Consider the following 24,128-nt stretch of genomic DNA (forward strand, 5'->3'; position numbering starts at 1 on the left):
TCACTTCTTGTTTCGCCCCTTCCTATTTCTGTAATCTCAGATAGCCGCTGAACCGTTGCCTTCGTTCTTCTCCGGGCTTAAGATCTTCCGGAGGAACAGTAATGTTGATGACATAGAAGTACACACCATCGGGCACTCGTGTTGATACTGCTTTATTGCCACGGCCGTCAAAGCGTCTGCTGCTGTTGTCATATTTTGTCACACTGTAAACAACCTCGCCCCAGCGGTTAAAGATGGTAACATCATTATCACCACCAGCCTTAACGCCGGTATAATGTTCTATGCCTTCTATTCTGAAATAATCGTTGATGCCGTCACCATTATCTGAAATGAGTTGATTTACATTTATGCGTCCGGGCCTGATCAACACAACACCATTTTTTACAGTAAAGCCCTGTTTATTGCCTTTGATCGTCAGTTTAAGTTCTTCTTTCGATTTGGATTCTGCCGCAACATTAAACGTTCCTTCACCGTTACCAGCCAGTATTGTTCCAATCGCATCCATATCGTAATCGACATTGCTAATTGTTGTACCTGCTGCTTCTGCCAGGTTCACAGCAATGTCGTAGGATGTGGTTATCCCTTCCGGAAGACGTAGGTATATGTCCGTCTTTCCTTTGCCATAGATAGTGTCATTGCCAATGGTTATAACAGCATTTTCAGGATGCAGGGAAGTTGAATCATGCACCAGCACCGAACCATCTGTTACTTTAAAGGTGCTGTTCTCAGCATGCAGATTCAGTACATGGTCAAGGTCAAGAATATGATTATCTACTGTATTCACCATGAACTGCGCATTGTTACGTCCCGCACCTATGCTCACTGTTGCCGGCAGCGTGTAATCCTCCCTGCGTATAGTAGTTCCGTTGCCTGCAGACAAGCTGAATGAAAAATCGTCAGGCAAATTAACTCCTTCGGGATAGCTGATGGTCAACGCTGCGGTCTGCCCTTCCCATATTTCTGCTTTACTTGTTGTGATCTTTAATACCGGCCGTTCATGCACAATCACATTAACGGGCATTAAAGGCGAAGAACAACCGACATTGGATGTACCGCTGATGTAATAAATGAACTTACCAGGGCCGCCAATGGCTGAAGCCTTTTGCTGTGTTATTTCATTCTTGCTTTCGTTGTAGTAAGTATATGCGATGTCCGGCGTGCTGCCGTTTACAACATCAGGCTTAATGATACTAACTGTATAAGGATCATATACAGCTGCCGGATCCGTGATATTCACTACTGGCAATGCATACCGTTTTACATTAACAGTGCCGGTTACTGACGGGCATCCGGTTGTTCTATCTGTTGCCGTTATCTTATAATCGCCCGCAATAACGATGGCAGATACATTTGCCAGAGGACTGTTCATCACATCTGTAAAGGCATAGTTGTAAGCGGCTGTATCATAATTGGCAATTGACTTTACAAGGTTAACTGTACCATTTACACCACACATAACTACGTTGCCATTGTTGTTGAGATCCACAACCGGTTGTTTGTAAATGGTTACCGGAATTGTTGCTGCATCTGAGCTACACAGGGTTGTTTTATTTGTAGCGATCACCAAGTAGTTACTGCTTGCAGCAACTGATGCCGGTGCCGGTACTACGTTACCTGCTGCATCTTTAAACTCGTAGCTGAATACAGCACTATTATAGTTTTTTACCTGTTGTGCCAGGTTGATGGTGGCAGGAGCGCATATTGGCTGCGGAGTTGCTGTAACGGCCTGCGGCTTGGGATGTATAGTGGCAACTATTGCAACTGCGGGTGATATACAACCTGTTATTTTATTTTCGGCGGTTGCATTATATGTACCGCTGCCGGCAATAACTGTTGCATCATTAACAATAGCATTACCTGCGTCTCTGAATACGTACAGGTAGTTATCAGGATCATAATTGCTGACAGATGCCGTAACATCTATAGTTTCCGGCGCGCATACCGGTTGCGGCTGCACTATGGTAATTTGTGGCGTTATATTTATAACAACATCAACACCTTTTACTTCGGACCAGCAGCCGTTCACTTTACCGCGGATATAATACCTTCCACTCGTATTTACTGCGGCAGGGTTTAGCAGGTAAACAGTATTGTTAGCGGGGTTGTCCACCAGTGCCGTACTGTCTGAAGAATATACAAATGTCATTCCCATACTGCTGCCGCTCGTTACCGCTCTTGCAGTAAGATTTATGGCAGATGGCGTGCACACTGCTGCCGGAGTTGTTATGTTTAACTCAGCTTTCGGCTTAACAGCAATAGCCAGCACTCTTGCGTTGCCCGGCGCATTCTCACAAACGGAGATCGTATTGCTAACCGTAACGTAGAACGTTGTATCTACAGTAAGCGTAGTTGTCAGATAGCTGTTGCCGGTATAGAATTGGTTAGTCAGGGCAGCATCAGTATACCAGTTATATACCGGATTAGTGATGTTGCTTGCAGGCTGTAGTACCGTGCTGCTGTTAAAACAAACAGGATTTACTCCATTGATAGTGACATCTGCATTACCAGCAACAGATGAACCTGCGGTAAGTGTGTAACCTGTGCTTAACACGCTTGAGCAACCGCCATTACCCGCTGTAACCTGGTAGGTTCCGGTTGATGTAGCATTGTAAACATTGCTGGTGGCCCCGGCTATCAATGCACCATTAACATACCACTGGTAGCTTGTAGCACCTACAATACTGCTTGCAGTAAGTTTAACGCTATGACCTCCGGTACATACGATGTGCGTTGTACCAGAAATAGCCGGAGCTTCCGGAGCCTGCGCCCCACCGTCATCTATCGTCATTTCATCGCTCACCGTTGTGCAAGTACCGCTTTCGGTAACAGCTACCCTGTAGGTTCCCGATTTTGTAGTATTTAAAATGCGGTTTACTCCTCCGGCGATGGCCTCATCATTATAATACCACTGATAGCTCACGCCAGTAACATCTGCTGTAAGTGTAATACTACCATTGGCGCAAATAGTTGATGAAGAGCTTGCTATTACAGGCTTTTGAGGAGCCGTGCCGGATGAAGATGAAAGCACCACTTCGTTACTGATAGTGCTGCATGGATTTTCGATGATGGAAACCCTGTAAGAACCAGCCTGCGTTGCCACGTAACTGCGAGCTGTAGCACCGGTTATTGCCCAACCATTCCTGAACCATTGGTAACCCGAGGCGGTGATGCTTGAAACCAGCAGAACGCTGCCGTTTGCACATATTATATTTCCGCTTTGCAGGATAGCTGGCTGGGCCGGTGCTGTTCCGCTACCCTGGCTGATGGCTAAAACGTCGCTGATGTTTGTGCAATTGCCTCCAACATCAGTAATCGCTACACGGTAGTTTCCTGCCGCTGTTGCTATATAAGTTTGCTGGGTTGCCCCGGCTATTGGGAATGAATTGAGGTACCACTGGTAATTAAAACCGGATCCTGTGCTTGCAGTAAGCATCACACTGCCACCTGTACACACTGTATTACTACCAGCCTGAACAGATGGTTTGGCTGGAGCTGTACCTGTGCTACCTGTAAGCGCAAGCGGATCGCTGGTATTTATACATCCGCCACCATCTTTGGCTTCAATAATATATGTTCCCGCCTGCACTGCAACAATGCTTTGGGTTGTGGCGCCTGGTATTGTAGCACCATCGAGATACCATACATAGTTAATACCTGTTGTTATGCCGTTGCCCATATCGGCTGTCAACAATACCTCACCGTTAGTGCAGACGACATTGCCGCTTTGAAGCGCTATCGGTTTTGCAACACCTTTGCCTCCGTTGGCGGTAATAGACAATGCATCACTTACACTGCTGCAACCACCTGCTTCCAATACCTGCACAATATAACTTCCAGCAGAATTAACTACCAAAGTGCGGGCGATTGCACCATTTATTGCAACACCGTCTTTAAACCACTGGTAACTGTTCCCCGCGGTTGATGAACGCAATAGTATGCTGCTGGCCGTGCCGCACAGCACCGTACCATTGCTTTCTATAGCTGGCCGTGCCGGCGCTGTTCCACTACCAGATGTAACAACGGATGCATCACTTATGTTAGAGCAAGTACTGCCACCGGCTTGCACGCGAACTGTGTAATTGCCACCTGACATGGCTGTATATATGTGTTCTGTAGCGCCAACAATTGCTGCACCATCTTTATACCACTGGTAAGTGATCCCTGCAGTAAGATCTGTGTTGAGCAATATGCTTCCTCCTGCACAGAGTAACTGGCTACTGGCCGTTATCACCGGCCTTGCAGGAGCTACGCCTGAGCTGCTGATAAGATTGACAGCTGCGCTGGAGTCTGAATGGCAGCTAAATCCGGTTACTATAGTAGTAACCTTGTATGTTCCGGCTGCGAATGCAAAATAAGTGGATGCTGTGGCACCGGCGATAGCTGTACCATCCTTATACCATTGATAACCTGTGGTTCCCGATGTACCAGTGGCTGCCAGCATGATCTGTGCACCGCTGCAAAGATCCTGTGATCCGCCAGGCGATACCGATGGCGCCGCAGGTCTGTCTATCACAGTTACATTAACAGGCATGCTTACGCCGTAACAACCATTTGTATTGACCACTTTAACGGTATAAGCTCCTGTTGCAGTAGCCGTATAAGTATTTTGAATAGCACCCGGAACAGGCGCACCATCTTTATACCATGCATAACTGCTTCCTGACGGCGCTGTGAGCATCAGGGATAAATTATTGCAAAAGCTTGTAGAGCCACTATATGTAATGGCATTGCCGATATTGGCGCCATTGATAACCGTACTTGCCTGGCTAACAGTAAAGCCTGTTGAAGCACCATTTACCTTCAATGTAAAATTGGATGATAAGGCTTGTGCACACAAAGCCGACACCGTAACATCTGAAACCGAATTGCTGTTCGTGGGAATGGTAATGGTATTAGATGATAAAGAATAATCAACACTTGCCGTTAAGCCTGTTCCGGCAGCTGCCAGGTTAATTGTAAGAGGGTAACTGGCAACAATGCCTGCAGGTAGTGATGCGGTGATATTACCTTTCGCTCCTCCCCTGTCAAGGTTACCCCGTGTTACGGACAGGGTGATGATATTATTACCCGCCAAAGTCTGGTCCTTAATGGTAATTACAGACCGGGTTGCACCGGACGCAAACGTATAGCCGCCGGATAAAACACCGCCGCTTACATCAACAGCTTCGTCGCTTTCAATAATGTTATCTGTTTTGGCATCTACCGTAAAGGTTACTGAATTGGTATTTGCCGGAATGGTAATGCTGTTTACTGCATTTCCCGGCGTCAAATGATAGTCGGTACCTGCAGCTGCACTTCCTGCAATCACTAACGGTACTACTATTGGCGAAACGGAAGTGATGCCCGTTGGAAGGCTCACTTTTACTGTCGCACCGGCACCTTCATCTATCGTTGTTGTGGCTGGTGTTATGCTGATTTGTTTATTCAGAGGATTGGTACCTGTCTGATCTTTTATCGTTACAGTAGAGATATTTTTACCGGATACATAAGTATAACCAGCAGAAAGTGTTCCTCCTGTAATGATCACTGTTTCATCGCCCTCAATAAGGTTATCTGTTTTGGCATCTACCGTAAAGGTTACTGAATTGGTATTTGCCGGAATGGTAACGGTTGTTGGATTTATGCCATAGTCAGCCCCGGAAGCAGCTGTTCCGCCAGAGCCAATGGATACAGAGATTGCAGTACTTGATGTAATACCTGCTGGTAAACTCACTGTTATAGTAGTGCTTGCACCTTCATTTACATCAACGGTTGTTGGTGTGATACTGATTTGTTTATTGGTTGCGGTACCTGTCTGATCTTTGATGGTTATGGTAGATACGTCTTTGGCTGGTACCCAGGTGTAACCCGATGGCAGTGTTCCGCCTGTAATTACTACAGTTTCATCACTCTCAATGATGTTGTCTGTTTTGGCATCTACTGTAAAGGCTACGGAATTGGTATTGGCCGGAATAGTAATACTTGTTGTTGCGGTTGCCGGGGTTAAGGCATAATCAGCAGTCGCAATTGCAGTTCCACTTACGCCAAGGGGAACAGTAATTGCAGAAGACGATGTGACGCCTGCCGGGAGACTGACTGTAACCGGCACGCTTGCACCTTCATTCACATTTGACGATGTAGGTGCGATGCTGATCTGCTTATTAAGCGGGTTTATTCCTGTCTGATCTTTTATCGTAACGGTAGATACATTTTTACTGGTCGCATAAGTATAACCTGCCGGCAACGTTCCGCCTGTTATGATCACCGTTTCGTCGCCTTCAATTACAAAATCTGTTTTAGCATTTACTGTGAAACTTACCGAGTTTGTATTTGCCGGAATCGTCACGCTTGTTGGAATCAGATCATAATCGGCGCTGGAAGTAGCTGTTCCGCTAACACTAATGGGTACCGTGATGGCCGCGCTGGATGTGATACCTGCCGGTAGACTGACCGTTATAGAAGTGCTTGTTCCTTCATTTACATTAAGGGCTGTTGGCGTTATGCTGATCTGCTTATTGGTTACAGAGCCCGTTTGATCTTTGATAGTTACAACAACCGCATCTTTACCAGTTGCATAAGCATATCCTGTTGGAAGCGTTCCACCTGTGATAGTCACTGTTTCGTCGCTTTCAATAATATTATCTGTCTTTGCATTTACTGCGAAGGCGACAGAATTGGAACCCGCAGGAATGGTGACTGTTGATGAAATCAAATCATAATCAACACTGGAAACAGCTGTTCCGCTAACACTCACTGGTACAGAGATGGAAGCACTTGACGTGATACCAGCAGGCAGGCTTACTATTATAGTGGCGCTCGCTCCTTCATTCACATTGGCTGTTGCAGGTGTAATGCTGATCTGCTTATTGGTTACGGTACCTGTCTGATCTTTTATCGTAACAGTCGATGCACCTTTACCAGTTGCATAACTATAACCTGCTGGCAGCGTTCCACCTGTTACAATCACAGTTTCGTCGCTCTCAATAATGTTATCAGTTTTTGCATTAACGGGGAAGGTTACTGAATTAGAACCCGCCGGAATGGTAACGGCTGAAGGAATTAAATCATAATCAGTACTGGAAGCAGCTGTTCCGCCAGTACTAACGGATACAGCAATTGCAGCACTGGACGTGATACCGGCTGGCAGGCTGACTGTAATAGTAGCGCTTGCTCCTTCGTTTACATCAACTGTTGCGGGTGAAATGCTGATCTGCTTATTTGCCACTGTACCTGTCTGATCTTTGATGGTTACGGTAGAAGTATTTTTGCCGCTGGCATAAGTATAACCGGCTGGCAACGTTCCGCCTGCTATGGTTACTGTTTCGTCACTTTCAATAATGATATCAGTTTTTGCATTAACCGGGAAGGTTATTGAATTAGAACCTGCCGGAATAGTGACGGTTGTAGGAAGTAAATCATAATCAGTATTGGAAGTAGCTGTTCCGCCGGCACTGATGGGTACAGCGATTGCTGCACTTGACGTAATACCTGCCGGCAGGCTGACAGTTATGGTAATACCGGCCCCTTCATTCACATCAGCTGTTGACGGTGTAATACTGATCTGTTTATTGGCTACCGTGCCTGTCTGGTCCTTTATCGTTACAGTAGCTACATCTTTTCCGGTTGCATAAGTATAACCAGCTGGCAACGTTCCGCCTGTTATAATTACTGTTTCGTCACTCTCAATAATATTATCAGTCTTTGCATTAACGGGGAAGGTTACTGAATTGGAACCTGCGGGAATAGTAACGGTTGTTGGAAGTAAGTCATAATCTGCAACGGAAGCTGCTGTTCCACCAGTACTAATGGATATGGGGATCACAGCGCTTGACGTGATACCTGCGGGCAGGCTGACAGTTACTGTAGTACCCGCACCTTCATTCACATCAATTGTTGTTGGGCTGATACTCATCTGCTTATTAGCAACTGTACCTGTCTGGTCTTTTATTGTTACGCTGGAAAGGTTTTTGCCCGAAACGTATGTATAGCCTCCGGGCAGCGTTCCGCCGGTGATGGTCACTGTTTCATCACTCTCGATAATATTATCCGTTTTTGCGTCGACGGTAAACGTTACTGAATTGGATCCTGCCGGAATGGTAATGCCGGCAGAGGCTCCTGTTGGTGTCAGATCATAATCTGTATTTAAAATTGCAGTTCCGCTTATTGTGAGAGGAACAGTAATTGCTGATGTGGATGTGATTCCTGTTGGCAGGCTGACTGTAATAGTAGCGCTTGCACCTTCGTTTACATTTGCAGATGCTGATGCGATGCTGATCTGCATATTGGTAGCAGTACCAGTCTGATCTTTGATGGTAACAACAGCTGCATTTTTACCGGCTACATATGCATAACCTGTTGGCAACGCTCCGCCTGTTATGGTGACAGTTTCGTCGCTTTCAATAATGTTATCCGTTTTTGCATCAACAGTGAAAGTCACGGAGTTGGCATTTGCGGGAATAGTTACACCGGCAGATGCTCCTGTTGGAGTCAGATCATAATCCGTATTTAAGATTGCGGTTCCACTTATGGCCAGAGGAATGTTGAGGGCAGAACTGGATGTAATGCCCGTAGGCAGACTAACCGTGATAGTAGTACTGGCGCCTTCATTCACATCAACAGTTGTCGGGTTGATACTGATCTGCTTATTGGCCGTTGTGCCTGTCTGGTCTTTTATTGTAACAGTAGAAACATTTTTGCCTGTAACGTAGGTGTAACTACCAGGCAGCGTTCCACCTGTTATGATCGCGGTTTCATCGGCTTCGATAATGTTATCCGTTTTTGCATCAACCGCAAAGGTCACAGCGTTGGCACCAGCAGGAATGGTAACGCCGGTTTCCGCAGTTGCCGGATTTAAGCCATAATCCGTGTTTACAATTGCAGTTCCACTCATGGCAAGAGGAACATTGATAGCTGAAGTGGATGTAATGCCAGCGGGCAAACTAACCGTTACAATAACGCTTGATCCTTCGCTCACATTTGCAGATGCGGATGCAATGCTAATCTGCGTGTTGAGCGGGTTTGTGCCTGTCTGATCTTTAATGGTTACAGTAGAAGCATCTTTACCGGTTACATAAGTATATCCTGCAGGTAAAGTTCCACCTGTTATCGTCACCGTTTCATCGCCTTCGATAATGTTATCCGTTTTTGCATCAACGGTAAAGGTTACCGCGTTTGAACCAGCCGGAATAGTGACGCTGATTGCCGCGGTTGGCGGGGTTACATCAAAATCAGTACCGGCAATAGCCGATCCGCTGATAGCAACAGGAACAGTGATTGCAGCAGTTGATGTAATACCCGTTGGCAGACTAACACTTATAGTGGTGCTTGCCCCTTCATTCACATTTGCAGATGCTGATGTGATACTGATCTGTTTATTGGCAGCTGTACCAGTCTGGTCTTTGATGGTCCAGGTAGACACATCCTTACCATTTGCATATGTGTAGCCGGGAGGCAAAGTTCCACCTGTTATGATCACCGTTTCATCCCCTTCAATAATATTATCCGTTTTTGCATTGATGGTGAAGGTTACAGAGCTGGCACCTGCGGGAATGATTACACTGGTTTCTGCAGTTGCCGGAGCCAGGTAATAATCAGTACCGGCAATTGCAGTTCCGCCTATTGCAAGAGGAACAGTGATCGCTGAAGATGAAGTAATGCCGGAGGGCAGACTGATTGTTATGGTAGCGCTGGCACCCTCGTTCAGATCCGTAACTGTCGGATCAATGGTTACCTGCACATTACCACTCGCATCTTTTATCGTTACAGTAGATACATCCTTGCCCGAAGCATATGTAAACCCGGCGGGCAGCGTTTGCCCGGTAATGATCACTGTTTCGTCTGATTCAATAATACCATCCGTCTTTGCATTAACAGTAAAGGTGATGGAATTGGTATTTGCTGGAATGGTAACGCTTGTTGCGGCTCCTGAGGGAGTCAGATCATAATCTGAGCCAGCTATTGCTGTTCCACTTATTGCAAGTGGAACTGTAATTGCTGAAGATGATGTAATACCTGCAGGCAGGCTGATTGTAACAGTTGTACTTGCTCCTTCATTCACACCAATTGCTGTTGGTGCAATGCTGATCTGCTTATTAGCAGCGGTACCTGTCTGATCTTTGATGGTTACGGTAGATGCACCTTTACCGGCTGTATAAGTATAGCCGGCAGGCAGTGTTCCGCCGGTAATGATCACCGTTTCATCGCTTTCAATTACAAAGTCTGTTTTAGCATCTACAGTAAAGCTTACAGCATTTGTATTTGCAGGAATGGTAACAGTTGTTGGCAGCAGGTCATAATCGGCAACGGAAGTAGCAGTTCCGCTAACGCCAAGGGGTACATCTATTGCGGTACTTGATGTAATACCTGTTGGCAGGCCAACAGTTATTGTAACGCTTGCTCCTTCATTCACAGTTGAGGATGAGGATGCGATGCTGATCTGCTTATTGGCTATGGTACCTGTCTGGTCTTTGATCGTTACATTAGATACATCCTTGCCTGTTGCGTAGGTGTAGCCCGCAGGTAATGATCCTCCGGTAATGATTACCGTTTCATCTCCTTCGATAATGTTATCCGTGTTCGCATCAACACTAAAAGTTACCGAGTTAGACCCTGCCGGAATTGTGACACTTGTTGCTGCGCTGCCTGGAGTTATTGCGTAATCTGTACCGGCAATTGCTGTTCCGCTTATTGTAAGAAATACAGGGATGTCTGAAGTAGATGTGATACCAGTTGGCAGGCCGACGGTTATTGTAGTGCTTGTTCCTTCATCCACATTTATTGTTGCAGGCGTAATGCTGATCTGCATATTAGCCGCAGTACCGGTCTTGTCTTTGATCGTTACAGCAGATACTTTATTACCGTATGTATAGCCTGCCGGCAGCGTTCCCTCAGTAATGACTACTGTTTCATCAGCCTCAATAATATTATCTGTCTTCGCATTAACCGGGAAGGTTATATAATTTGAACCTGCCGGAATGGTAACGGTTGTTGGAAGTACATCATAGTCAACAGTTGAAGTTGCGGTTCCACTAATAGAAATAGGCACAACAATGTCAGAAGTCGAGGTAATCCCTGTTGGCAGGCCGACAGCTATTGTAGTACTTGCTCCTTCATCTACATTTATTGTTGCTGGCGTAATGCTGATCTGCATATTAGCCGCAGTACCGGTCTTGTCTTTGATCGTTACGGTAGACACTTTGTTGCCGTATGCATAGCCTGCCGGCAGCGTTCCCTCTGTAATAACTACTGTTTCATCAGCCTCAATAATATTATCTGTCTTTGCATTAACCGGGAAGGTTATATAATTTGAACCTGCCGGAATAGTAACGGTTGTTGGAAGGGCATCATAATCAACAACCGAACTTGCCGTTCCACTAATACCAATGGATACAGGGATATCAGAAGTAGATGTGATCCCTGCCGGCAGGCCGACAGATATTGTGGTGCCTGACCCTTCATCTACATTTATAGTCGCAGGTGAAATGCTGATCTGCATATTAGCAGGAGTGCCGGTCTTGTCTTTGATCGTTACAGTAGACACTTTATTACCGTAAGTATAGCCTGCCGGCAATGTCCCCTCTGTAATAACCACTGTTTCATCTGCCTCAATAATATTATCAGTCATCGCATTAACAGGGAAGGTTATATAATTTGAACCTGCCGGAATGGTAACGGTTGCCGGAAGAGCATCATAGTCAACCACAGAACCTGCTGTCCCGCTAATACCAATAGATACAGGGATATCAGAAGTAGATGTAATGCCCGATGGCAGGCCAATAGATATGGTAGTGCTTGCTCCTTCATCTACATTTATTGTTGCAGGTGTAATGCTGATCTGCATATTAGCAGCAGTACCGGTCTTGTCCCTGATCGTTACTGTGGATACGTTATTACCATATGTATAGCCTGCTGGAAGCGATCCTTCTGTAATAACTACTGTTTCATCAGCCTCAATAATATTATCTGTCTTCGCATTAAGCGGGAAGGTTATATAATTTGAACCTGCCGGAATGGTAACGGTTGTTGGAAGGGCATCATAATCAACAACCGAACTGGCTGTTCCGCTAATACCAATGGATACAGGGATATCAGAAGTAGATGTGATGCCCGCCGGAAGGCCCACGGTTATCGTGGTGCTTGCTCCTTCATCTACATTTACTGTTGCAGGTGTAATGCTGATCTGCATATTAGCCGCAGTACCGGTCTTGTCTTTGATCGTTACTGCAGACACTTTGTTACCATATGCATAACCTGCTGGTAGCGTTACCTCTGTAATAATTACTGTTTCGTCGTTCTCAATAATATTATCTGTCTTCGCATTAACAGGGAAGGTTATTGAGTTGGAACCCGCCGGAATGGTAACAGTTACGGGAAGTGCATCGTAATCAGCAATGGAAGTAGCCGTTCCGCTGATAGCAATGGATACAGGGATTGCTGTGCTTGACGTGATACCTGCCGGCAGACCAATGGCTATTGTAGTGCTTGCCCCTTCATCTACATTAACGGTTGCAGGCGTAATGCTGATCTGCATATTAGCAACGGTACCTGTCAGGTCTTTGATGGTGACGATAGATACATCACTACCGGAAACATAGGCATAGCCAGCAGGAAGTGTTCCTCCCGTAATAATCACTGTTTCGTCGCTCTCAATAATGTTATCGGTCTTTGCATTAGCAGGGAAGGTTATGGAATTGGAACCTGCCGGAATGCTAACCGTTGCCGGAATTAAATCATAGTCAACACTGGAAGTAGCTGTCCCGCTAATACCAATGGGTACGGCAATTGCAGTACTTGACGTGATGCCCGACGGTAGACTCACCGTTATAGTAGTGCTTACACCTTCATCCACATTAACTGTAGCAGGTGTAATGCTGATCTGCATATTAGCAGCGGTACCTGTCAGGTCTTTGATGGTGACAGTAGATATATCATTACCTGATGCGTATGTATAGCCGCCTCCAATGGGTGTACCGGTAATGATAACTGTTTCGTCGCCCTCAATAATATTATCAGTCTTTGCATTAACGGGGAAGGTTACCGAATTGGAGCCTGCGGGAATAGTAACGGTTGTTGGCAGTAAATCATAATCAACACCAGATGAGGCTGTCCCGCTAACACTCACAGGTACGGCGATTGCAGTACTCGACGTAATGCCTGCCGGCAGTTTTACGGTTACAGTAGTACTCGATCCTTCATCCACATTTGCAGCGGCTGATGTAATACTGATCTGCTTATTGGCAACGGTGCCCGTCTGATCCTTGATGGTCACAGTTGATGCATCATAGCCGGAAACGTAAGTATAGCCTGTTACAGTGCCACCCGTAACAGTGACTGTTTCGTCGCTTTCAATAATATTATCCGTTTTTGCATCAATAGTAAAGGTCACCGAATTAGAACCTGCAGGAATTGTTACACTTGTAACAGCGCTGCCGGGAGTTACAGTATAATCTGTAGTTACGATCGCGGTTCCGCTTAATGTGAGCGGAACTACAATGTCCGAAGTTGATGTAATGCCAGCGGGCAGAGCAACTTTAATGGTAACGCTTGCGCCTTCGTTTACAGTTGGAGAAGAAGATGTAATGCTAAGTTGCTTATTGGCAGCAGTACCCGTCTGATCTTTGATGGTTACGGTAGATACATCATTACCAGAAACGTATGTATAACCTGCAGGCAATGTTCCGCCGGTAACAATCACTGTTTCATCGCTCTCAATAATATTGTCTGTCTTCGCATTAACAAGGAAGGTGATAGAATTTGAATTTGCGGGAATAGTAACCTTTGCGGGAAGTGCATCATAGTCAGCAACAGATGTCGCTGTTCCGCTAATACCAATGGGCACATCGATCGCATAAGCCGAAGTGATGCCTGTTGGTAGCTTTACTGTTATTGTAGTGTTTGTTCCTTCATTTACATTAACAGTTGCCGGTGTAATGGTGACGCTCTTATTTGCTACAGTATTATCACAATCTGTTACATTAATAGAAACAGCATTTGCGGGAGAAGCTGCGATCGGCAGGTTTGTGCCATTGGAAGTCGCTCCCGTTATCTGAACAGCCAATATTTTATCAATATCAATAACGTTGTTTGCAACGGGCGTTAAGGAGTATGAATAAGAAAGCGTATTTGCCGGAATAGTAATGGATGCGGGCAACGAACTAAAATCACCAGCAGCGGCGGTGGAACCTGTAAATCCAAGGTTTACGGTTGTTGGGGTTGAAGAAGTTTTGGTTAATTTAATATTGAATACCTGTGTGCCGGCACAAGTTGTTATATCTGAAACCTTTTCCAGGCTTACCTTAGGTATGTCATCATCAATTATTGTATAAGTTGATGTTGTCTGGGTGCCTAATTGAATAAGGTCATTACAACTATTGGCTACAAGGCCGATACTTATTGTACGGTCGGACTGTGGTAAGGTATTGCCAATTGTTGTAATCGGACTAACACTCACCTGTTGTGCAGTAGTGTAATCACCGGCGGGAATTAAAAATGCATTTTGATAAGTATAGTCCGTATTTAGCACAGCGGTGCCTCCGTTTACCGCAAAACTTACAACCTGCGGTGCCGTAAGCACTCCATTTGAAACCAAAACCTTTAATCCGGGTGCAGGTCCTGTCGTATCTCCTTCTGCACCTGCTAATGTAGCTGAAGTAAATTGAACCGTGACCGGCGTTGATCCACTTGTTATAGGAACCGGGTCGACCACCGGGTTGTTATCAAAATCAGTACTATTGGTTGCGTAACCAATCATGACTTCTTTACCAACCGCCTGCCCCGAACCAAGTGTTCCCAATGCAACATGAATGGCAATTCCCGCGACTGATGCGCACGTTGGGTCAACCAGATTTGTCAAAAGATTATTTGAGCTAGCTTGCAAATTGTCCCTGGAAGCGGCTGCACCGGAATAGTAGCTGGTAAAGTTGCCTTTTACCTTATATGCATGCGACACGGTGGTTACTTTGCCTCCGCTCATATCATGCAGACAGGTGGCGTCCAGCCGGTAATTTCCAACGATATCTCCTGAACTGTTGGTTGTTTTAAATCCTTTTCCGCTTTGATCATTCCCATCGTTGGTAGCTTCCGAAAGATACAAATGCACATCTTCCGGAGCTGATAAACCAGAAGGGGCTCTTACAACATAATCTACATACATTGCATTTCCCATACTATACTTTACCGTGTAGGTAACATAGAAAGTCTTGCTACTAACTGTAGAAGTAACCGTTCCACTGACTGTTGTGCTCCAGGGTGATGCAGTTGTTCCCTGCCCCGTTAACGGCGTGCTTGAACAATAGTTAAAATTGGCCTGTGTCGAATTATTTCCGAACCGGAAATACAACCGGATATATCCAGTCTTATATATCTGGCTGAATCCATTTGAAAAAACATTAAAACTACCCCCGTATGCGCCGGATGTGAACAAAACCACCTTCAACCCGTCGGTCAAAGTGTTTCCTCCGGATGGGTTAATAGTGATATCGGTCTGCGCCTTAAGTTGTGTAATTCCTAAACTCAATAACAAAATCAAACATAGATTCCGGAATACGAATTGCAGTTTTTTCATTGGATATCTGTTCATGCCTGTCAACTTTATTTGGATCTGTGCTGAAATAACATAAGTGAACTGCAGCCTGCGCTATCTGCTGCTATATATACTTAAGCAATAACTCTTGTCGCTTCTGTTGATGACTTGCGGGTCATAAGAAGTCCTATGCGCTGACTTGTCAGAAGTTCTTCTTGTTCACTTATCTTCAATCCTTTCAGTCTGTGCCGGATACTGAAGTTGACAGGCGTTCCCAATAGCAGCCTCAGCGTGCTGTTTGGTTGCACAATTTTTTTTGATGCAGGTAATCTTCTTACAATGGAAATAGCTCTTTGAATAACTTTATCGATGGGTGATTTGAACTTGCCCTGAAGTTGCCCGGAGCTCTTTTGCGGGCTATAGAATGACACAGATGTGTTTGTATTGTTTTTTAAAACAGGTTTACAATACCACTTGTTTTGCTTCTGCGGCAAACCGGTAAGCATCTTCTCAGCCTGCTTGTTTACAGCAGAAGCAAGACTTGTGTATATGTTCCTGAAAAACTTTAAAAACTTATTGCTACGCGAAAAGGTTTGATCTGTTCGTGTCAGGGGTATTGCATTCGTTTGAGCATAAACTGGAATCCGGCAATGGCATAGGATATAAAGCAGTTCAATGCATTTGGCTGTTTTTGGGCTCGGCATTTTTTGGTTAGCTAGGTATAAATATTGGATTTTCTCTCAGATGCGAAGAAAGAGAAAAAAGGAAAGACCGAAAAAAATATTTTTGAGAATGCAATTAAAAGTAGATTATAATAATATGAACAATCGATCAAAAAATGATCGTCCTGCCTGCAAAGCATGTCACCATTACTTATGGCTTCAAAGGAAAAGTTGGGAAGTAATTCTAACAAGAGCTGAATTAATATCAATTGCTCGCAATATATCAGATAAGATCATGCATATCGTCTGTGTCTTCTTTGTGCCCTCTGTGTAACTGTATTTTTTTGTTTCACAGGAAAGGCAGAAGCAGACAATGAGTTGCACAGAGGCTATCAAGTTAAAGCTGGCATCTAATTTTTGATTGCGTACACGACATGATTTAATGGCAATGATAGACTTTATAACAGTGACAGTTTTTCCCGTAGGGAATTAAGTTCAATAGACGTGATCAAAACGAGAATATAATAGCCCGTTAGGGCATTAACCAATCAAAGGTTAATGTCCTACGGACAAGAAACCCCTTTACACCGGGACATTCTATTGAACTGTAAGCCCTACGGGCTATCGACAAAACGTGTATTGTCATCTCTTTCTTGATTGTGGTTAACCAAATACCCGTCGTGGTAATAGATTGGAATGTAAGCATATCCTCTGTGTAACTCTGTGTCTTCTTTGTGCCCTCTGTGTCCCCTTCCCTTGTTTACGCCTTCTGTTTTTCTTATAAATGGCGACTATATTGTTCATCACTTACCTGTTCCATCCAGTCAACAACTTTTCCGTTTAAATTTTCCTGTATCGCAATGTGAGTCATGCCTGTGGTTGGGGTTGCTCCGTGCCAGTGCCTTTCATTCGGCTCAAACCAAACCACATCGCCAGGTCTTACTACTTCAATGTCTTCGCCCTCGCGCTGTACCCAGCCACAACCGGCTGTTATAATAAGCGTCTGACCAAGCGGATGCGTGTGCCATGCGGTTCTCGCACCTGGTTCAAAGGTTACACTGGCCGCTGCAGCGCGTCTGGCTTCGTTTGCAGCAAAAAGAGGATCTATCCTTACAGCTCCGGTAAACCAGTCACCCGGTCCAATAGCAGAAGGCTGCGTTCCAATTCGTGTTATTTTCATTAGAATTCCTTTAAATGATTAGGAGATTATCTTAATATTCCTGATAGCAATTTCGTTGTCTTGAATGTTATTACTCATTTCGTTTTTTTATCCAAACAGAATTTCCATTACCCCAATTCTCACGCAGGAACAATTCTTATTGTCGCAGCACGGGCACGGTTACTGATCATGGAAGACAGATAAGGGCTTCCTCCGTATTTCTTTTTATAGGCCTCATCAATGGTATCATTCACTTCGCCGGAAGCGGGAATGAACGCCACATCCATGATTTTTCCTGCAGCTTCAATGCGGCCCCGCTTTTGGTTAATAGCAGCTTTATACCATCGCGATTGCACACCGTTATAAGCTCTTACATACAGGCAGTCGTCAACAACAACCTCCCAAATCCATGTTGGTGTTCCATAAGATACACCGTCCCCGCGCAATGGTGCAATGTGGAGGTCATCGGCTTTGTCTATTTCAGCGAGCAACTTATCTGAAAATTTATTGTGCTTAATATTCATAAACGATCATGATTATCATGTCAATTCTTCTATACAACTAGTGAATAGTGAATAGTCAATGGTGAAGGTCCGGGCTGGCTAAGTAAATATATTATCGTTTAAGTGTTATTATTATCCTGGGCAAAAATTCTTATTTACTCTTATATTTCTTAAATGATTAAAAACCTTCGCTTCGGTCAGCTTTGAGCTTTAGGCTTTGGGCTTTAAGCTTTATCAGTTGTTAACAAAGAAACGTTGACGCGGCCGACACCTTACTTCTATACAACTAGTGAATAGTGAATGGTCAATGGTGAAGGTCCGGGCTGGTTAAGTAAATATATTGTCGTTTAAGTGTAATTATTATCCTGGGCAAAAATTCTTATTTACTCTTATATTTCTTAAATGATTAAAAACCTTCGCTTCGGTCAGCTTTGAGCTTTAGGCTTTGGGCTTTAAGCTTTATCAGTTGTTAACAAAGAAACGTTGGCGCGGCCGACACCTTACTTATACCGGAGATTGCAGCTACAGAAAACGATCCCTGTCAGTGTGAATCAAACAGGCTATAGCGTCGCAGTGTCTATCACAAACCTGTAACGGGCTTGTTTGGCAATTACTTTTTCCCACGCATCATTCACTTCCGCCGCGTTAATGATCTGGACCTGTGGCAACACCTTATTATCTGCGCAATAATATACTACTTCCTGGGTTTCAGGAATCCCGCCAATAAGTGATGCATTGAAATTTACACCGGTATTTGCCAGGCCAATATTGCTCAGGGCAAGCTGAAAGCCAACCGGCATGCCAACCTGTGTGTAAAAGCCACCACGCTTAACCGCTGAAGCGTAAGCAGCCACATCGTATTGAGCCGGAATTGTGGAAATCATATAATCCAGCTTGCCTTTATATTGAGCTAATTTGGAAGTATTGTCAACTAAAACAGCCTCTTTTGCTCCAAACGCGAGTGCATCTTTTATTTTACCAGGAGATGTTGTAAATGCATAAACATCGGCTCCTTTTGCAACCGCAATTTTGATCGCAAGATGTCCCAGACCACCAATACCAGCGACTCCAATCTTATCGCCTCTTTTGAAATTGGCTCTCATCAGGGGAGAGTAAGTTGTAATACCTGCGCAAAGCAGAGGTACTGCTTCCTGAAGACTAATATGACCGGGAATATGAACTGCAAAGTGATCTCTCACTACGATGTTATTGGAATATCCGCCTTGTGTTATACCTGATGGGGAAGCCTTGTCAGGGTAACCATATGTGAATAAGGTAGCATGATTGTCACAGAACTGCTCTTCGCCGTGGTTACAACTATCGCACCGAAGACAGCTATCAACCATGCAACCGACACCGGCCCTGTCGCCAACTTTAAATTTGGTAACATTTCTGCCAACGGCAGTGACGATGCCGGCAATTTCATGCCCGGGTACCTGGGGATATTGTTGTGGCCCCCAATCACCTTTCATTTGATGAATATCTGAGTGACAGATGCTGGCATACTTAATGTCAATCAAAATATCATTGTCTCCAACAGGTCTCCGTTCGAATTCCCATGGACTTAGCGTTCCCGATGCATCTTTAGCAGCATAACCTTTTGACTTTATCTTATCTGTCATTTTTCTGATTCCATTTGATTGTGAAAAAACGGGTGTGTGTTGCATTAATATCAAACCTGTACCAGCCATTGCTGTCTGTTGAATGAATCTTCTGCGGGAGCTATGTATTGAGTTCATCTTTTTATTATTCTCCATAACACGTAATTTTTATTGAATGTAAGTTGAGCAGACTTTCCGGGCAGATGTTTGAACCACACCGGCTTATTCTACAGAAAACGTAACAGTTATCTCCTTTGAACCGACTGCTGGAAACAGTCCGCGCACATCATCGATCCTGCCGATCCGGGTATAACTGTACGAGGTAGAAAAAGATTTATAAAAAAGTACCAGCGTATTATTGCCCCACAGCATAAGATCACCCGCCTGGATTGTTGAAGGATTAGCCGGCGCTGCCGGAAGAGCATTTGGAAGCTTAGCATATTTTTCATTACCGTTCAGCTCTGTCATAACGAGCGTTAAAGGCAACGCCGCTATTAAGGCAGCGGATGCAGGATTGTCTGACAACAAAGCAGTGAATGTTTGTGAGCCAATCGTGACTTTCATTTTATGTGTTAGTGTATCTGTACTCATATATTCGGGAAATGCACTTTCATTATCTTTTGTATACGCCTTGCAGGAACAGACCATACAGACAAGACTAACAATCGCAAATGCTCGTACAGGACGATGAAACACTAAGCTGATCATACATCTCCTATTGAAATCGTCTTTAATACCTTCGCAGGAATCCCTCCCACAATGGTATTTGCGGGCACATCTTTTGAAACAACAGCTCCGGCTGCAACAACTGCATTTTCCCCAACTGTAACACCGGGCAATATGGTTGCAGCTGCACCAATCCACGCTCCCCGCCTGATGATTACCGGCTTACAAACAAGCGCCCTCCTATCGTTCGGATCCATTGGATGATTTTCGGTGATCAGATTTACTTTGGGTCCTATCAGTACATCATCTTCAATTGTAATTCCGCCCATATCCAAAAATGAACATGCATGGTTAATAAAGACATTCCTGCCAATGCTGATAAACCTGCCGAAATTGGTAAAGAAAGGAGCAAATACAGTCGTGCTTTCATCCAGCCGCGATCCAATTATTTCACTGATAACTTCGCGTATCTGCCCTATGCTCGTTGAGTTATTGAGTACGGGCGATAAGGAAATCGTTCTGTCAACAACTTCCTGTACTTTATAATAGTCAGGATCATCCAACCTGATCAGCTGTCCGGCTTTCATTCTTTCAAAAATGTCTTTGATCACCTTGTTTGCTATTTGATTTGAAATTGATTGTTATGCGATATACCGCGCCGCACATACCTGCACCTCCTAACAACAGAGCTATTGTAAGCTGTGAAGGATGACACTGGCGTTGTGCAATTTTTATGCAGTAAAGAATGCAGGTAAACTGCACACTTCGGTCACCCGTTACCTGTTTTTACTAATGCTGCATTTTAAACTTAATGACATTGCAAAGATACCATGACATTGTATGGGCGTGGTAATGATAATCAAACCGATGATTAAGAATTTCAAACTTCCTGAACTCTTAAAGAAGAAGGATTAGTGCCGGTAATTCTCTTGAAAAAATTATTGAAATAGGTGGGATACTCAAAGCCGAGTGCATAAGCTATATCAGCAATGTTCCAGTTGGTATGCTGGAGAAGTGCTTTGGCTTCGGTAACAATACGTTCGCTGATATGAGTTGTTGTTGCCTTACCCGTAACTTCTTTTACAGCGCGGTTAAGATAATTCACATGAAGACCAAGGTTTTTGGCATAATCCTGTGCAGATCTCAGGGAAAGCGGATGATCAATTGTTTCAATAGGAAACTGTCGCTCCAGCAATTCCAGGAACACAGAAGTAACCCGGACCAGCGCATTGTTTTGCTTGTCGATATTCTGAGATGGCTGCAGCTTTAGGGCTTCATGAATGATCAGGTTGATGTAATTCCGCATCATGTCGTCCTTGTAAGCGTAGTCAGTTCCCTGTTCATCAATCATCTTACGGAATATTGTGTTGAGGAACATGCGCTGATCTTCACTTATTTTCAGAACCGGTGTACCTCCGATCTTAAATAAAGGTGATTGCTGCAAACTCTCCGACCGGTCAGATACTTTTAAGAATTCTTCAGAAAAAAGACAGGTATAACCTACGTAGGTTCTCGAGATCGTTTCCCAGGAATAAGGTATATGAGGGTTGCCAAAAAAGAGAATCGTACCGTCCATATCGAAGCTTCTGTCGGCATAATGAATCACACTCTTACCAGTAGTCAGACAGATCTTATAAAAATCTTTTCTGCTGTAGATCCGCGTGGCATTACTGTCGTTTTCAATCTGGAAAACTTTAAAGCCTCTTAACTTCAACTCGCTATTGAACTGCGATACCGGGCGCTCTGTTTTTGCCTTCATGCTGCAAAGTTAAGAAAATCAAATCTTCGTTATAACAAAGCAGTGGTTTAAAGACTTCTGTCAGCCAACCCGGTTGCTACTATCATTTTTTCCTGTTGTTCTAATGATATACGTGACGGTTTATAATAAGGATGATCATTTTCGTGATCTACATCGTTGAGTCCACTTATTTTTATCCAGAACTTCAAGAGTCCATCCAAATGCGAGCCAACCAACTGATAATCAGTCGGCACTTCATCCTCAACACTATGGTATGTAACCAGGCGTGTACCGTCGGGACGGGAAGCCAGAAGTTTATAGAGGTAACGGTTATAATAGTGATAAAGATTTTCCGAATACTCCAGCGTGTTGTCTATTTTTTCACCCCAAACCAAATTCTCGTAAAATGAGTTAAAGAAATAAAAATGATCATAAAGATCAAAATTGGTTTGCATAAAATTTCCATGGAGAAAAAATGCATTGCGAATACCCAGTGTTTTTTTGGCAGCTTCAGCTTCATCAACCAGGCTCTTTCGTTGCTCTACGCCAAAGAACTGCACTTCAGGTTTATAATGTGCAGCGGCGAGGCAAAATTTACCGGCTCCGCTTCCAATATCCAGTATTTTACTGCCTTTCTTAACCGATAAATAGTCCGCAACCTTTCTTGCTACGCTCAACGGTGTCCAATGCCTGTCCGCAAATTTCCTGATGGAAGGCGGGAACACATCATTGAATTGACGATCGCTCCGAAAACGTGTAACTGCGCAACACTTGTTGTCATCAATCATTATTATACTTATACTTTTTGAGGATAGCTAGGCTTTGGCGTATTTGCTCTTGCCATTCATACGATATTCTTCCGGAAGCACTAAACCTTTTCGTTCATAAGGTTGAGCTGGTATTATCCGGGCAATCCAACATGTGCCATTCGATTGCAACAGCGCACTCGCTTCTTCTGTAAGCAACAAGCTGTTGATTTCCGCAATCTTACCTGCAATGGGCATTCTCAGTTCAATACAATAGTCTTTGTAGTAGATGGAGGCGATCAGATCACCGGGCTGCATAAAGCCACTTACGTTGGCAAATTCAATTTTATCTATTGCTTTAAATCCGGTCAATTTAAACGCGCTGACACCTATATCCGCTACAGCCCCTTTAAACTCGACCCAATCGTGATCCTGTGTAAAGTAATGTTGCCCGGTTACTGCATTTGAAAAATTCATAGCTGCAAAATTATCAGCAACATTGTTCGGCCGCGGTGAGTATTTTTACTTCAGAAAGTGATAAATATCACCCCTGAAAAGGCTCAACAATTGCATTTGCTAAAAAGTTGACCCTCATCCGTCAAATACCTTTTCCACCAGGCAAGCGCTGATCCGGGCTGCTAATAGTGCATTTTTTCCTTTTCTCTTTCGGATGATTTGACTATTCCCCGCAAAGATTTTTTCTTATTTTTTTCCACCAACTTAAATATGCCCCAAACCAATGCAAAAAGCAGTATTTCGAAAACCTCTAAAGTTAATATTGCAAATGCCGGAATTGGCTTGACCTCGCCCCTGGCTAAATAAGAGTAGAAAATCGAATTCATTACAAGCGTAATAAAAATGCCTATCGCTAAAAAGCGCTTCCGTGTCATAATGTTTCTACGACGGGTCTTATAAACAATAATAAATAGCAGGGCAGCCGCAAGCAATATTACTAAAGACACAAAAATGGGGGAATTTTTCATAGAGTTTGATTAACAGTTTAGGTATAACATCACAGGTTTTCGGTTAAATAAGATTTGGCTTAAATAAGGTTTTCCAAGCGGGTAAAATCATCTGTTCCGGTAACCGGGAACAAAATTCACCGGCGTATTTCTCATAATTTTTGGCTAGTCATTTAAAGCTTTTTGTTTACAAATTAAGGGCAATGAACTTCGCTGAATATTGAAATCAAATATGAATAAATATTTTTAATCGGGAAAAATATTTTTTGTTGCGCTGTCTGCATGTGCTGCTTTCTTTTGTTACATAGGAGAACAACCGGAGAAAACACGGAGACCTACAGAGCTTTGCAATGAACATCTGTCATTCAATTTTTTGACTCTATATAGCGCATGGCTTAGTATCAATGACTGATTTCACAACAGTGACAGTTTTTCCCGTAAGGAATTAAGCGTAATAGAAATGTCTGATTTGAGAATACATAGTCCGTTAGGACTTTAACCAAATAAAAGGGGATAATGTCCTGCTCACAAGAAGGACCTTCTATATTACGGCCTCTATACAACGCTAAACCCTACGGGCTATCAACGAAAA

The 24,128-nt window shown here is 44.0% G+C and carries 11 protein-coding genes; all 11 read right to left on the reverse strand.

Annotated elements, in window-relative coordinates:
- Positions 1 to 22: 22 nt before the first annotated feature.
- The 11 genes from QTN47_RS20200 to QTN47_RS20250 all read right to left on the reverse strand — a co-directional run bounded on the left by QTN47_RS20200 (position 23) and on the right by QTN47_RS20250 (position 23,557).
- Positions 23 to 15,541: a Calx-beta domain-containing protein gene (locus tag QTN47_RS20200; protein ID WP_369331231.1), complete on the reverse strand. Its 15,519-nt coding sequence runs from the start codon at positions 15,539 to 15,541 to the stop codon at positions 23 to 25.
- A 92-nt stretch (positions 15,542 to 15,633) separates the two neighbouring features.
- Complete coding sequence (locus QTN47_RS20205) at positions 15,634 to 16,203, reverse strand: hypothetical protein (RefSeq protein ID WP_369331232.1); 570 nt, start codon at positions 16,201 to 16,203, stop codon at positions 15,634 to 15,636.
- A gap of 736 nt (positions 16,204 to 16,939) precedes the next feature.
- Complete coding sequence (locus tag QTN47_RS20210; RefSeq protein ID WP_369331233.1) at positions 16,940 to 17,341, reverse strand: (R)-mandelonitrile lyase; 402 nt, start codon at positions 17,339 to 17,341, stop codon at positions 16,940 to 16,942.
- Positions 17,342 to 17,460: 119 nt separating this feature from the next.
- Entirely contained in the window at positions 17,461 to 17,844 is a 384-nt protein-coding gene (locus tag QTN47_RS20215; RefSeq protein ID WP_369331234.1) for a DUF2255 family protein, read from the reverse strand.
- A gap of 539 nt (positions 17,845 to 18,383) precedes the next feature.
- On the reverse strand, positions 18,384 to 19,580 hold the full coding sequence (locus tag QTN47_RS20220; RefSeq protein ID WP_369331235.1) for an NAD(P)-dependent alcohol dehydrogenase: 1,197 nt from the start codon (positions 19,578 to 19,580) through the stop codon (positions 18,384 to 18,386).
- A 66-nt stretch (positions 19,581 to 19,646) separates the two neighbouring features.
- Entirely contained in the window at positions 19,647 to 20,132 is a 486-nt protein-coding gene (locus QTN47_RS20225; protein ID WP_369331236.1) for a cyclophilin-like fold protein, read from the reverse strand.
- Positions 20,129 to 20,701 carry a DapH/DapD/GlmU-related protein gene (locus tag QTN47_RS20230; RefSeq protein ID WP_369331237.1) on the reverse strand — a complete coding sequence of 191 codons (573 nt, stop codon included), beginning with the start codon at positions 20,699 to 20,701 and terminating at the stop codon, positions 20,129 to 20,131. Before QTN47_RS20230 ends, QTN47_RS20225 begins: the two co-directional genes overlap by 4 nt.
- Before the next feature lie 269 nt (positions 20,702 to 20,970).
- A complete protein-coding gene (locus tag QTN47_RS20235) occupies positions 20,971 to 21,849 on the reverse strand; it encodes a helix-turn-helix domain-containing protein (RefSeq protein ID WP_369331238.1) in 879 nt (292 codons plus the stop codon).
- A 47-nt stretch (positions 21,850 to 21,896) separates the two neighbouring features.
- Complete coding sequence (locus QTN47_RS20240) at positions 21,897 to 22,616, reverse strand: class I SAM-dependent methyltransferase (protein WP_369331239.1); 720 nt, start codon at positions 22,614 to 22,616, stop codon at positions 21,897 to 21,899.
- Between the two features lie 27 nt (positions 22,617 to 22,643).
- Positions 22,644 to 23,051 (reverse strand): biotin/lipoyl attachment domain-containing protein, encoded by a 408-nt coding sequence (locus QTN47_RS20245; RefSeq protein WP_369331240.1) that lies wholly within the window; start codon positions 23,049 to 23,051, stop codon positions 22,644 to 22,646.
- A gap of 161 nt (positions 23,052 to 23,212) precedes the next feature.
- Positions 23,213 to 23,557 carry a hypothetical protein gene (locus tag QTN47_RS20250; RefSeq protein WP_369331241.1) on the reverse strand — a complete coding sequence of 115 codons (345 nt, stop codon included), beginning with the start codon at positions 23,555 to 23,557 and terminating at the stop codon, positions 23,213 to 23,215.
- Positions 23,558 to 24,128: the final 571 nt, after the last annotated feature.

This window comes from Danxiaibacter flavus (assembly GCF_041060425.1).
In the GTDB taxonomy this organism is placed as follows: Bacteria; Bacteroidota; Bacteroidia; order Chitinophagales; family Chitinophagaceae; genus Danxiaibacter; species Danxiaibacter flavus.

Coding starts and splice junctions, on each gene's coding strand:
- QTN47_RS20200 (WP_369331231.1), bottom strand. CDS start 15,541: ATGAAAAAACTGCAATTCGTATTCCGGAATCTATGTTTGATTTTGTTA.
- QTN47_RS20205 (WP_369331232.1), bottom strand. CDS start 16,203: ATGCCGAGCCCAAAAACAGCCAAATGCATTGAACTGCTTTATATCCTA.
- QTN47_RS20210 (WP_369331233.1), bottom strand. CDS start 17,341: ATGAAAATAACACGAATTGGAACGCAGCCTTCTGCTATTGGACCGGGT.
- QTN47_RS20215 (WP_369331234.1), bottom strand. CDS start 17,844: ATGAATATTAAGCACAATAAATTTTCAGATAAGTTGCTCGCTGAAATA.
- QTN47_RS20220 (WP_369331235.1), bottom strand. CDS start 19,580: ATGGAGAATAATAAAAAGATGAACTCAATACATAGCTCCCGCAGAAGA.
- QTN47_RS20225 (WP_369331236.1), bottom strand. CDS start 20,132: ATGATCAGCTTAGTGTTTCATCGTCCTGTACGAGCATTTGCGATTGTT.
- QTN47_RS20235 (WP_369331238.1), bottom strand. CDS start 21,849: ATGAAGGCAAAAACAGAGCGCCCGGTATCGCAGTTCAATAGCGAGTTG.
- QTN47_RS20240 (WP_369331239.1), bottom strand. CDS start 22,616: ATGATTGATGACAACAAGTGTTGCGCAGTTACACGTTTTCGGAGCGAT.
- QTN47_RS20245 (WP_369331240.1), bottom strand. CDS start 23,051: ATGAATTTTTCAAATGCAGTAACCGGGCAACATTACTTTACACAGGAT.
- QTN47_RS20250 (WP_369331241.1), bottom strand. CDS start 23,557: ATGAAAAATTCCCCCATTTTTGTGTCTTTAGTAATATTGCTTGCGGCT.